The organism is Halalkalibacter nanhaiisediminis, assembly GCF_007830185.1.
Taxonomy (GTDB): Bacteria; Bacillota; Bacilli; order Bacillales; family Bacillaceae_D; genus Halalkalibacter; species Halalkalibacter nanhaiisediminis.
The window spans coordinates 39068-52277 of record NZ_VLKZ01000007.1; the positions used below are offsets into that span (position 1 = coordinate 39068).

At 38.9% G+C, this 13210-nt stretch carries 13 protein-coding genes; all 13 read left to right on the forward strand.

All coding sequences use genetic code 11. The features are described 5' to 3' along the window. The first annotated feature begins 10 nt into the window (after positions 1–10). Positions 11–355, forward strand: a complete 345-nt coding sequence (gene rplS, locus IQ10_RS13070) for a 50S ribosomal protein L19 (protein ID WP_144450940.1) — start codon at positions 11–13, stop codon at positions 353–355. 199 nt (positions 356–554) lie between these two features. Beyond that, positions 555–1106, forward strand: a complete 552-nt coding sequence (gene lepB / locus IQ10_RS13075) for a signal peptidase I (RefSeq protein ID WP_242009829.1) — start codon at positions 555–557, stop codon at positions 1104–1106. Positions 1107–1115: 9 nt separating this feature from the next. Continuing rightward, positions 1116–1964 (forward strand): ribosome biogenesis GTPase YlqF, encoded by an 849-nt coding sequence (gene ylqF / locus IQ10_RS13080; protein WP_144450942.1) that lies wholly within the window; start codon positions 1116–1118, stop codon positions 1962–1964. Positions 1965–2101: 137 nt separating this feature from the next. Continuing rightward, entirely contained in the window at positions 2102–2872 is a 771-nt protein-coding gene (gene rnhB / locus IQ10_RS13085; RefSeq protein WP_144450943.1) for a ribonuclease HII, read from the forward strand. A 22-nt stretch (positions 2873–2894) separates the two neighbouring features. Further along, positions 2895–4658: a hypothetical protein gene (locus tag IQ10_RS13090; RefSeq protein ID WP_144450944.1), complete on the forward strand. Its 1764-nt coding sequence runs from the start codon at positions 2895–2897 to the stop codon at positions 4656–4658. Beyond that, complete coding sequence (locus IQ10_RS13095; protein WP_144450945.1) at positions 4655–4924, forward strand: EscU/YscU/HrcU family type III secretion system export apparatus switch protein; 270 nt, start codon at positions 4655–4657, stop codon at positions 4922–4924. Before IQ10_RS13090 ends, IQ10_RS13095 begins: the two co-directional genes overlap by 4 nt. A 164-nt stretch (positions 4925–5088) precedes the next feature. Then, positions 5089–5247, forward strand: coding sequence for a hypothetical protein (locus IQ10_RS18060; protein ID WP_158640042.1), 159 nt, complete (start codon positions 5089–5091; stop codon positions 5245–5247). 175 nt (positions 5248–5422) lie between these two features. Further along, on the forward strand, positions 5423–6583 hold the full coding sequence (gene sucC / locus IQ10_RS13100) for an ADP-forming succinate--CoA ligase subunit beta (protein WP_144450946.1): 1161 nt from the start codon (positions 5423–5425) through the stop codon (positions 6581–6583). A gap of 18 nt (positions 6584–6601) precedes the next feature. After that, complete coding sequence (gene sucD, locus IQ10_RS13105; protein WP_144450947.1) at positions 6602–7516, forward strand: succinate--CoA ligase subunit alpha; 915 nt, start codon at positions 6602–6604, stop codon at positions 7514–7516. Positions 7517–7595: 79 nt separating this feature from the next. Next, positions 7596–8471, forward strand: a complete 876-nt coding sequence (gene dprA, locus IQ10_RS13110; RefSeq protein WP_144450948.1) for a DNA-processing protein DprA — start codon at positions 7596–7598, stop codon at positions 8469–8471. Between the two features lie 152 nt (positions 8472–8623). Further along, positions 8624–10699 (forward strand): type I DNA topoisomerase, encoded by a 2076-nt coding sequence (gene topA / locus IQ10_RS13115; protein ID WP_144450949.1) that lies wholly within the window; start codon positions 8624–8626, stop codon positions 10697–10699. A gap of 214 nt (positions 10700–10913) precedes the next feature. Further along, positions 10914–12221 carry an FADH(2)-oxidizing methylenetetrahydrofolate--tRNA-(uracil(54)-C(5))-methyltransferase TrmFO gene (trmFO, locus tag IQ10_RS13120; protein ID WP_144450950.1) on the forward strand — a complete coding sequence of 436 codons (1308 nt, stop codon included), beginning with the start codon at positions 10914–10916 and terminating at the stop codon, positions 12219–12221. A 70-nt stretch (positions 12222–12291) separates the two neighbouring features. After that, positions 12292–13191, forward strand: a complete 900-nt coding sequence (xerC, locus tag IQ10_RS13125) for a tyrosine recombinase XerC (RefSeq protein ID WP_144450951.1) — start codon at positions 12292–12294, stop codon at positions 13189–13191. Positions 13192–13210 lie beyond the last annotated feature (19 nt).

Sequence of the window (13210 nt, forward strand, 5' to 3'; positions counted from 1 at the left end):
GTGGAATTATATGAACAACATTATCCGTGAAATTACTAATGAGCAACTACGTAGTGATCTTCCAGCGTTTCGTCCTGGTGACACTTTAGTTATCCATGTTAAAGTTGTTGAGGGAACTCGTGAGCGTATCCAGTTATTCGAAGGCGTTGTTATTAAGCGTCGTGGTACTGGTGTTAGCGAAACTTTCACAGCTCGTAAGATCTCATACGGTGTAGGCGTTGAACGTACATTCCCATTACATTCACCTAAGATCGCTAAGATCGAAGTGAAGCGTCGCGGTAAAGTACGTCGTGCTAAACTTTACTACTTGCGTAACCTACGCGGTAAAGCGGCTCGTATTAAAGAAATCCGATAAAAAACCAAGGAAGGAGCTTAGGGAACTAAGCTCCTTTTTTAGCTTCTAATGCGATTAAATATATGCTGGGATTAAGAATGTGTTTTGGATAAGAATATGATAAACTAATGCTTGTACTCTAAAGGAATTTAAACGTAGCAAAAGAATAAAAGTATAAACATCGTTTTGATATGAGTGATAGCTAATGGAGGGCACCAGCATGAGTGAGGAAAAAAAAGAATCATGGGAATGGCTAAAGGCAATTGTAGTTGCACTTGTTCTTGCCTTTCTCATACGTCAATTTTTGTTTGCTCCAGTCGTTGTTGATGGTGAATCAATGATGCCAACTTTAGAACATAATGATCGAATGATTATTAATAAAATTGGTTATATATTTGATGAACCAAAACGTTTTGATATTATCGTTTTCCATGCTCCAGCAGGTAAGGATTACATTAAACGTGTCATTGGTCTGCCAGGAGATACGATTGAATATAGAGATGATATTCTCTATGTGAACGGCGAAGCAATCGCTGAACCATATTTAGACGAATTAAAACAAATATATGATGGTGGGTCGGTTACAGGTGATTTTAAACTTGTTGATGTAACAACTGAGACTGTTGTACCTGAAGATGAGTTGTTTGTTTTAGGAGATAACCGTCGTCACAGTAAGGATAGTAGGGATATCGGTACAGTGCATATAGATGAGGTTGTAGGAAGAGCTAATGTTGTTTTTTGGCCTTTAACAAATATAGGTATTGCAAAGTAGGTGTAAGGTTTGACTATTCAATGGTTTCCAGGTCATATGGCAAAAGCACGAAGAGAGGTCACAGAGAAACTCAAATTCATTGATGTTGTGATTGAGCTTCTTGATGCTAGGGTTCCTCTAGCTTCGCGTAATCCGATGATTGATGAGATTGTTTCGCATAAGCCAAGGCTGATTTTATTAAATAAAGCTGATTTGGCAGATCAATCAGTTACAGAAAAATGGAAAAAATATTTTGAGAAAAAAGGGGCAATGGTACTAGCGATCAATGCTCAGACAGGAAAAGGGGTTGAGAAAATCCCAGCTGCGTGTAAGGAACTAGCCACACCAATTCTGGATAAAATGAAAGCAAAGGGAATGAAGCCAAGAGCAATAAGAGCCATGATTCTTGGAATTCCTAATGTAGGAAAGTCAACGTTAATTAATCGTCTTGCCTCCAAACGAACAGCTCAAGTCGGTGATCGTCCTGGTGTGACGAAAAAACAACAATGGATCAAGGTAGGAACTGAACTGGAATTACTAGATACGCCAGGAATTCTTTGGCCTAAATTTGAAGACCAAGTAATTGGTTACAGATTGGCTGCGACAGGTGCTATTAAAGATGAACTCCTTGATTTTCAAGATATCGCACTCTTCTTGCTTAACTATTTAAAAGATGCTTATCCAACTCTTATCCAAAAGCGTTACAAAGTAGAAGATATACCTGATGAGGGTGTAGCTCTTTTTGATGAAATTGGTAAAAAACGAGGTTGTTTATTGCCTGGTGGCTATGTTGATTATGATAAAGCGGCAGAAATTATTTTGCGCGAGATGCGCTCTGGTACGCTAGGTAGAATCTCACTTGAAACACCAGAAGCATAATAAGTTAGCCGATGAATGAGCTTAAATGGCATATTCATCGGTTTTTTCATATATAAGATAAATCAGCTTACATTTGATTTAGAGTACCTTTAGACGAACAAAGAAGCTGTCGATATACATAATAAGGAGAGATTGTCGTGACCCTTTCAATTAAACAAATAGAAGAGCAGCTATTACAGAGAAATAAGGTAGATGAAGCTTTACTAGCGATGCTTGATAATGATGAGCGGAAAGGTGTTCAAACATTACTGAAACGGTATCATTCTCGTGAAAAAAAACGAATGATGTTAGAAAATATGCATCAAGAAATGACTCAATATGAAAACCAATTGCGTCTAGATGGATTTACCCAAATCGCAGGTTTAGATGAAGTCGGTAGAGGACCATTAGCAGGACCAGTAGTCGTTGCAGCCGTTATTCTTCCCGAAACATTTAAGCTATTAGGACTAACAGATTCAAAAAAATTATCAAAAATAAAACGCCAAGAATTTTCTGATATTATCAAACGAGAATCAGTCACATATACAATTCAGATGATTCATGCTGAAGAAATTGATCGCATTAATATTTATCAAGCGACAAAGCAAGCGATGATGAAAGCGGTTGAAGAGATTGATAGAAAACCTGATCATTTATTAATTGACGCCATGTCATTAGAACTACCGATTCCACAAACATCTCTTATTAAAGGTGATCAAAGAAGTATAACAATTGCAGCTAGTTCTGTTTTAGCAAAAGTCGCACGAGATGATTACATGGGAAAACTAGATCAAACTTTTCCAGGGTATGGCTTTTCAAGTCATGCTGGATATGGTACAAAAGAGCATTTGGAGGCAATAGAACGTCTTGGTTTAACACCGGAACACCGTCGTTCTTTTCGACCTATTAAAGAAATTGATCAAATCTAAGTATATAAAGGAGGTGAGCAGAATGATTCACTCCCAGGTTCATAATCAACGAACGGTTTCAGCGAGTGTTCAGCCATCTCGTCCTATTACTTTAGCAACTGGGCATGTCTTTCAAGGACAAATAACGAAAATTTTCCCTAATAACGTTGCTGCGCTGTCAATGAATGGAATGAATGTAACAGCAAGGCTCGAGGCTGCTCTTACAGCTGGCCAACGCTACTGGTTTGAAGTGCAAGAGGGAACTGGTATCCCTCGCTTACGTGTACTTGATGACAATACATTTAGACAAAGGGAGGGGCTGTCCACTCAACCTTCAGTAGATCGTCTCATGCAACAATTAGGTCTACCACAATCCAAGGGGATGGAAACGTTTATTCGTCAACTATCAGAACAGCAAATACCGTTTACACGCCAATCTGTTTTAGCAGGGGCACAGCTGCTAAATGAGCTAAATCAATTTAATGACAAAGGATTTCGAACATTGATGAACATGATGGAAAGGCAATTGCCTTTAACGAAGGAGACATTTCAAGCTTTTGAAGCAGTTTCCAAACAACCATCTGTTAGTCAGCAATTACAGCAATTGTCGACTCAATTATCACAATCTGCTCATCCTGCTGCTCAACAAGTGAGCGAACTCGTAGCGAATTTACTGAAGCCTGGTGCGTTTCAAAGCACTCAATCACCAATACCGCAGTTACTATCAATGTATACAGGTCAAGGAATTTCAAGTGAAGCAAGACAAGGAGCAGAGCAACTGCTTACACGATTAGGTGTCATACCTGAAGGAACAAATCCAAGCCAAGTATATGATCAATTTAAACAAGCACTACTCAACCCAGCTAACCGAGAAATTGTTTCGCAATTGTGGCCAAATGTAGCGAGTGGCCAGGGGATGGATTTGTCCAAACTTGATGCGAAAGTCGTTTTTGAAACAATGATTTCAAGATTATCGGTTCCTGCTGGTAAGGAAGGTATCTCGCAATTGCAGCAGTTGCTAAGCCTGCTCCAAACAAAAGAGCAAGCGACAGAAGTTCAGGCACGATGGATTCAATTGCCTACTCAATCATTAATACCCTCTGAGAGACTCGTTTTACAGCAAACACTCGAAGCGACTACATCTTTTCAAGGGCAGGTAAGCGAAGCGCGAACAACTGCAGGGGCTCATTTACAGTCGGTTTTACAGATGCTTGGTTATCAGCATGAACATGACGTCACTCGTTTTTTACAAGGGGATTTAACAAAAGAGAATCTTACCTCAGAACGACTTAAAGCGATGCTTTTACATTTACAGCAAGAGGAGCTGCCTACGGCGTTGAAAGAGCAAGTGAATCAAACGTTGCATCGTTTGACTGGGCAACAAATGCTTGCACAAGATCAAACTGGACCACTACATCAAATGATTATGCAAATTCCACTTTCTTTAGGAGCATATCAAACAGACATGACGATGCAGTGGGAAGGTAGGAAGCAAGCAAATGGTGAACTTGATCCAGCGTTTTGTCGAATCCTTTTTTATTTAACGTTAGAACGACTAGAAGAAACAATTGTTGATGTACAAATCCAAAATCGTATCATTGCTGTTACGGTATTTAATGAGCAAGAAAAGCCTCAGGCATTGATTGATTTGCTTATTCCATCATTAAAGCGGTCATTAAATGAGCAAAATTATCAACTCTTATCCGTTAAATGGAAAACAATGAAGGAAGCACAAGCTCCTCAGCAACAAACTCAACATATGTACCAACAAAGCGTCAGTTATCAAGGAGTTGACGTTCGAATATGAACCATTATCAAAAAAGAAAGCAAGCAGTGGCGCTTCGTTATCAATCTGATACGGACGTGTCCCCAAAAGTAGTTGGAAAAGGAAAAGGGCTTGTTGCGGATGAAATCATTGCTAAAGCAAAAGAACATAATATTCCGATTCAAGAAGATCCCTCTCTTGTGGAAATGCTTGGTCAGCTTGAGTTAAATCAATCAATTCCCCCTGAGTTATATGAAGTTGTCGCAGAAATTTTTTCATTTATTTATCGAATTGATAAAAATGGATAAAAAGTTGGTAATGTTACTATGTCCTTAGTTGGGCATAATGACGTTGCCAACTTTTTTGTTAAGAAAAGATTATTTAAATACGCAAATGACAAGCCACTTTACTCTATTCTTAAAAAAGTTGGTAATTTACTAGATAAGGGGGTTAAATTGGGAAACAGAACAAGTTGATTGTACCAGAGAAAGAAGCATTAATGAGTACTTATAAAGAAGAATTTGCACAAGAATTTGGTATGAACCACTCTATTGTAGAATCAGATACAAGAGCACTAAATATGTCGAAAAGTCTTTTAAAAAAGTCGAAAAAAGAAGAAAATCAGAAATAAAATAAGCACTAAAAAACGGAAAAATGAGTTTTTTTTCATTTATTTGAATTTGGAGGGGATTTTCCCTCCCAAAATATTAAAATAAGTGCTAAAATGAAAGAGGATTTTGCTACTCATTATCGAATTAGAAGAGTGGCTTGAAATTACATGCAACTGATAGGAGGCTGGAGAGAGAATGAATATCCATGAGTATCAAGGGAAAGAACTTCTTCGTAAGTATGGCGTTGCTGTTCCAAACGGAAAAGTAGCGTTCTCTGTTGACGAAGCAGTAGAAGCAGCAAAAGAATTGGGTACTGACGTATGTGTCGTAAAAGCACAAATCCATGCAGGTGGTCGTGGAAAAGCTGGCGGAGTAAAAGTAGCGAAGAATCTTGACGAAGTCCGTACATATGCAGATGATATTCTTGGTAAGACACTTGTCACTCACCAGACAGGTCCAGAAGGCAAAGAAGTTAAGCGCTTACTTATTGAAGAAGGCTGCGATATTAAAAATGAATACTATGTAGGTTTAGTATTGGATCGTGCTACTTCAAGTGTTGTTATGATGGCATCTGAAGAAGGCGGAACGGAAATCGAGGAAGTTGCAGAAGCAACGCCCGAGAAAATTTTCAAAGAAGTGATCGACCCAGCAGTCGGCCTTCAAGGTTTCCAAGCAAGACGTCTTGCATTCAATATTAATATTCCTAAAGAATTAGTTGGTCAAGCAGTGAAATTTATGATGGGATTATATAAAGTGTTTGTCGAAAAAGATTGTTCAATCGCCGAAATTAACCCATTAGTAACAACTGGTGATGGGAAAGTAATGGCTCTTGACGCTAAAATGAATTTTGATTCAAACGCACTTTATCGTCAAAAGGATATTCTTGCTTACCGTGATCTAGAAGAAGAAGATGTAAAAGAAATTGAAGCGTCAAAATACGACCTTAGTTATATTTCTTTAGATGGGAATATCGGTTGTATGGTTAATGGTGCCGGTCTAGCAATGGCAACAATGGATATCATTAAGCACTATAATGGAGACCCTGCGAACTTCCTTGACGTTGGTGGCGGTGCGACAGCAGAAAAGGTTACTGAAGCATTCAAAATCATTCTTTCTGATGACAGCGTTAAAGGAATTTTCGTTAACATCTTCGGTGGAATTATGAAGTGTGACATTATTGCAGAAGGTGTTGTAGAAGCAACAAAACAAGTTGGTTTAGAGATTCCTCTTGTTGTACGTCTTGAAGGAACAAATGTTGACTTAGGTAAGCAGATCCTTAAAGAATCAGGATTGAATATAACTGCAGCTGATTCAATGGCTGATGGCGCACAAAAAATCGTTTCATTAGTGAAATAGAAAGGCGGGACACAGAGAATGAGCATCCTCATTAACAAAGATACGAAGGTAATCGTTCAAGGGATTACAGGAGCAACAGGCTTGTTCCATACACAACAAGCTGTTGAGTACGGTACGAATATTGTTGGTGGTGTAACGCCAGGTAAAGGCGGAACAGAAGTCGAAGGAATTCCAGTATTTGATACAGTCGAGCAAGCGGTAAAAGCAACAGGTGCAAACGCGTCTGTAATCTATGTACCACCTGCATTTGCTGCAGATGCAATCATGGAAGCGACTGATGCAGGCCTTGATTTAGCTATTTGTATTACTGAAGGAATTCCGGTAATGGATATGGTTAATGTCAAACGCTACATGGAAGGTAAGAAAACTCGCCTTATTGGTCCTAACTGCCCAGGTGTTATTACTCCTGAAGAATGTAAGATTGGTATTATGCCAGGATATATTCACAAAAAAGGTCATGTAGGTGTAGTATCACGTTCTGGTACATTAACATATGAAGCTGTCCATCAACTATCAACAAATGGAATTGGTCAATCATCTGCTGTTGGTATCGGCGGAGACCCAGTTAATGGTACAGACTTCATTGATGTATTAAAGCTTTTTAATGAAGATCCAGAGACGTATGCAGTTATTATGATTGGTGAAATCGGTGGTACTGCTGAAGAGGAAGCTGCTGAATGGGTAAAAGCGAATATGACTAAACCAGTTGTTGGCTTTATCGGTGGACAAACAGCACCTCCAGGAAAGCGTATGGGCCATGCTGGTGCGATTATCTCTGGTGGTAAAGGTACAGCTGCTGAAAAAATCAAAACGCTTGAGAGCTGCGGTATTAAAGTAGCTGAGACACCTTCAGTCATGGGTGAAACTCTTATCTCTGTTTTGAAAGAGAAGAATTTACTTGATAAGTGTATTACTCACGAAGTAACAAACTGATTAGTCTGTACGGAAAGTCTTCCAATTTGGGAGGCTTTCTTTCTCATTTTCTCAATTATTAAAGGAGTGATACGCAAATATGGCTGAGTTTAGAAAGCGTCTTATTCATCTCCATAGTTGTAGACATGCAAGTTGGAAGCTAATAAATAAAATTATTCATCATGATCGAACCTTACAAGACCTCTATCATTTCAACAAACATCATCTCCAAAGCCTCTTCAATTTGAGTCCTACCAACGCTGATCATTTCTATCACGATCTTCATTCATATACCCCAGAACAAATTCATGCTTATTACGCTAATAGGAATATTTATCCAATAACAGTTGATGATCCTACTTATCCTTCTCTTTTAAAACGGATTTATGACCCACCATTTGTTCTATACACGATGGGTAGGCAAAGTGTATTGACACATGAAAAGATTCTTGCTGTCGTTGGAACAAGAAAGCCAACACCTTTAGGTTTACGAAGTGTCGCTAAACTTATTCCGCCACTTACAATGAATGATTGGACAATTGTAAGTGGCTTGGCTAGTGGGATCGATGCAAGCGCTCATACGGAAACAATTAAGGCTGGAGGTAATACTATAGCAGTGCTTGGATCAGGTTTTGATTTTATTTATCCAAAAGAAAATGAAAAATTATTTTCACACATGGCAAAAAATCAAATTCTCCTTACTGAATATCCCCCGTATATTCCACCTCAAAGATGGCATTTTCCTGCAAGGAATCGAATCATAAGTGGTCTTTCAAAAGCAGTATTAGTAATAGAAGCGAAAGAAAAAAGTGGCTCACTCATTACAGCAGATCAAGCGTTAGAGCAAGGTAGAGACGTCTTTGCGGTACCAGGATCGATTTTTTCTATGCAATCAAAAGGAACTAATGAATTAATTCAACAAGGAGCGAAATTAGTTACCTCAACGGAAGATATTTTAGATGAATTAGGAGAATAAACCAGATCTGACAAAAGAAAAGATAAAAGGAAAAGTCGCTCGATCAAACTCTTAAAATCGGTAATTTTTTCAACTTCCGTTTGACAAATACGGAAAGTCTGTTTAATAATGAGGAAGATTTTAATATATCTACGAGAGAGGGAGCTGCTTACATGGCCGATTATTTAGTAATCGTTGAATCTCCCGCCAAAGCAAAGACCATTGGAAAATATTTAGGTAAGAAATATATTGTAAAAGCTTCAATGGGACATGTTAGAGACTTACCAAAAAGTCAAATGGGAGTAGACGTTGAAAAAAGTTTTGAACCTAAGTATATTACGATTCGCGGAAAAGGACCTGTATTAAAAGAATTAAAAACAGCTGCAAAAAAAGTGAAACGTATTTATTTAGCGGCTGACCCCGATAGAGAGGGTGAGGCAATTGCTTGGCATTTGGCTCACAGTCTTGATATTGATGAGCATTCCGAATGCAGAGTTGTATTCAATGAAATTACAAAGCAAGCGATTAAGGACGCATTTAAAACACCAAGACCAATCAATATGGATTTAGTTGATGCTCAGCAAGCTCGGCGAATTCTTGACCGCCTTGTAGGCTATAACATTAGCCCTTTATTATGGAAGAAAGTGAAAAAGGGGCTAAGTGCTGGACGAGTTCAATCTGTAGCTGTCAAAATGATTATGGAACGAGAAAAAGAAATTAAATCCTTTGTTCCCGAAGAATATTGGAGTATTCAAGCACAATTTGCTCTTGATGAAGAAGTGTTTGAAGCGAAATTTTATGGTATTGACGGTAAGAAACAAGAGTTAAAGTCAGATGAAGAGGTTAAGAGTGTATTATCAAATCTTAAAGGCGATCAGTTTGATGTTAGCTCAGTTAAAAAGAAGGAACGAAAACGTAATCCTGTAACTCCTTTTACAACATCTTCACTTCAACAGGAAGCAGCGCGAAAATTAAACTTTCGTGCAAAGAAAACAATGATGATTGCTCAACAGCTTTATGAAGGTATTGACCTTGGAAAACAAGAGGGGACAGTTGGATTAATCACCTATATGCGTACAGATTCAACACGAATCTCTGAACTGGCACAAGCAGAAGCGAAGGAATACGTTGAGCAAACATTTGGTGAGGATTATACCCGTAAAGAAAAACGAGTGATTAAAAAAGATAAAAAAGCACAAGATGCTCATGAAGCCATTCGTCCTACATCTGTTTTTAAAGATCCGAAGACGGTAAAGAGTTTTTTATCACGTGACCAATTTCGTCTTTATAAGCTGATTTGGGAGCGGATGGTAGCAAGCGAAATGGCACCTGCGATCATGGATACGATGACAGTTGATATTGAGCAGAATAATGTTTTATTCCGTGCAACTGGATCTAAAGTGAAATTTGCTGGGTTTATGAAAGTGTATATTGAAGGAAATGATGATGGGAAGAAGGAAGAGGACCGTCTCCTTCCTAACTTAAATGAAGGTCAAAAGGTTAAAAAGATTGAAATTGAGCCCAATCAGCACTTTACACAGCCACCTCCAAGATACTCAGAAGCTCGTCTTGTTAAGACAATGGAAGAGCTAGGTATAGGACGTCCTTCAACGTATGCACCAACTCTTGATACGATTCAAAGACGTGGCTATGTTGCCTTGGAAGATCGTCGCTTTGTTCCTACTGAACTAGGAGAAATTGTACTAGAGCTGATCGTTGAATTTTTCCCTGAAATTTTGGATGTTGAATTTACGGCTAAGATGGAAAACGACCTCGATTCGATTGAAGAAGGCCAGCAGGAATGGATTAAAATTATTGATGACTTCTATCATGGCTTTGAGAAGCGATTAACAGTCGCGGAAGAAGAAATGAAAGAAGTTGAAATAAAGGACGAACCAGCTGGAGAAGATTGTGAAAATTGCGGGCATGAAATGGTTTATAAAATGGGACGATACGGAAAGTTTATGGCCTGCTCTAATTTCCCAGAATGTCGAAATACAAAAGCGATTGTAAAAGAAATCGGTGTGAAGTGTCCAACATGTAAAGAAGGAAATGTAGTCGAACGAAAGAGCAAAAAGCGACGCATTTTCTACGGATGTGATAGATACCCAGAATGTGAATTTATCTCTTGGGATAAACCGATTGCAAGAACATGTCCAAAGTGTGAAAAGATGCTCGTTGAGAAAAAGACGAAAAATGGTGTTCATGTGGAATGTTCAGCATGTGATTACAAAGAAGAATCCAATTAACTAGACATTTAGTCACATTTACATCAAAATGACTGGCAGAATTGAAGCATTCGTGTGAATAAGTTGAAAAATGATGCAAGACGTATTATGATGTAAGGGTCAAAAGTGAAATGTTGAATCGATAGTAGATAAAAGAAGCCTTCACCTCATTAGGGTGAAGGCATTTCTACTGTTGGAATGAGAGAATGGCTATGAGTTAGATGGAGGGATCATTTTGACACAACAATATGTAAATGTAATTGGTGCAGGACTGGCTGGAAGCGAAGCGGCTTGGCAGCTTGCTAAGCAAGGGATTAACGTTCATCTCTATGAAATGCGACCTGTAAAGCAAACGCCTGCACATCATACAGATAAATTTGCCGAATTAGTTTGTAGTAATTCATTGCGTGGAAACTCTTTAACCAATGCAGTTGGTGTGCTTAAAGAAGAAATGCGCCAGCTTGATTCTGTTATCATTCGTTCAGCTGACGATGCATCAGTTCCAGCTGGGGGTGCTTTAGCTGTTGATCGTCATGAATTTGCAGGGGCGGTAACGGAAAGAGTCAAGCATCATCCGAATGTGACAGTATTTACAGAAGAGGTCACCGACATTCCTGAGGGACCAACAATCATTGCGACAGGACCATTAACGTCACAGCATTTATCTTCTAGACTAAAGGAACTCACTGGAGAAGAGTATTTATATTTTTATGATGCTGCTGCTCCAATTATTGAAACGGATTCCATTGATATGGATAAGGTTTATTTAAAGTCAAGATATGATAAGGGTGAAGCGGCCTATTTAAATTGTCCAATGACAGAAGAAGAATTTAATCGTTTTTATGATGCGCTTGTTGCTGCTGAAACGGTACCGTTAAAAGAATTTGAAAAAGAAATCTTTTTTGAAGGATGCATGCCGATCGAAGTAATGGCAAAGCGCGGTAGAAAAACAATGCTATTTGGTCCAATGAAGCCAGTAGGTCTGGAACACCCAGAAACAGGGAAGCGTCCATATGCTGTCGTGCAACTAAGACAAGATAATACATCAGGGACCTTATATAATATTGTCGGCTTCCAAACTCACTTAAAATGGGGACCGCAAAAAGAAGTTCTTCAACTCATACCGGGACTTGAGAATGCTGAAATTGTCCGTTACGGTGTGATGCATCGAAATACATTTATAAATTCACCGAACCTTCTTAAGCCGACGTATCAATACAAAGATCGTGATGATTTATTCTTTGCTGGTCAAATTACAGGAGTAGAAGGATATGTTGAATCAGCAGCGGCTGGTCTTGTTGCAGGTCTAAATGCAGCTAGATATGTCCAAGGAAAAGAGTTGATTGCGTTTCCTGACACGACAGTGATCGGGAGTATGGCTGGATACATCACAACAGCTAACGCTAAAAATTTCCAACCGATGAATGCGAATTTTGGGTTACTTCCTCCACTTCATGAAAGAATCAAAAGTAAACCAGAACGATATGAACAGCTAGCTAACCGAGCATTAGACGCAATTCAGAATTTTGTGAAAAAATTGTAAACATCGTTGTCAGAGCTATTAAATCGTGATAGAATTTAGTAGCTCTAAGGGGTGAGAGGGGTGTTTTGCGTTGGAAAAGCAGTCCTGGCTTGAGCTTTTTATGACATATCTACAACTTGAAAAAAATAGCTCTTTACATACAACGAGTAATTATGAACGAGATATAGTGGATTTTGAACGATTTATAAGAGCGATCGGAATCGATCATTTCGCTAAAGTCACAAATTCGGATGTACGTGCTTATTTAACGTCATTGTATGAGAAGAAGTATGCCAGAAAAACAGTCTCACGAAAGATCTCTGCTTTAAGGAGTTTCTATAACTTCCACATGCGAGAGAAGCGAGTGGTAGAGAATGTGTTTACCACTGTATTCCTTCCCAAAAATAAAGGACGATTGCCTACATTTCTTTATGAAGAAGAAATCCAAGAATTGTTTGCTTCCCTCCAAGGAGATAAACCTCTTGATCAACGTGACCGTGCTATTCTCGAGCTGTTATATGCTACTGGTATTCGTGTCAGCGAATGCAGTCAACTGACAATACGTGATATCGATTTCTCCATTGGAACCGTTCTTGTCATTGGTAAGGGGATGAAGGAACGTTATGTACCGATGGGTTCTTTTGCAACGGAAGCTCTTTGGCGATATATTCAAGATGGGAGAGAAGCCCTCCATAAAAAAGACGAATCGCAAACAAATTCTCTTTTTCTGAATTATCGTGGTGGTGCCCTCTCCGATCGAAGCATTCGTACGATTGTTGGAAATAGAATGGAAAAAGCTGCGTATAATAAGCGATTGAGACCGCATGATATCAGACATTCCTTTGCTACACATATGCTTAATAATGGGGCTGATTTGCGTGTTGTCCAAGAGTTGTTAGGTCATGAACACCTCTCGACAACTCAGATATACACGCATGTTACAAAAGAAAGACTACGCGACGTATACAAGCAGCATCATCCTCGCGCTTAGAGGAGATCAATAAGGAGGA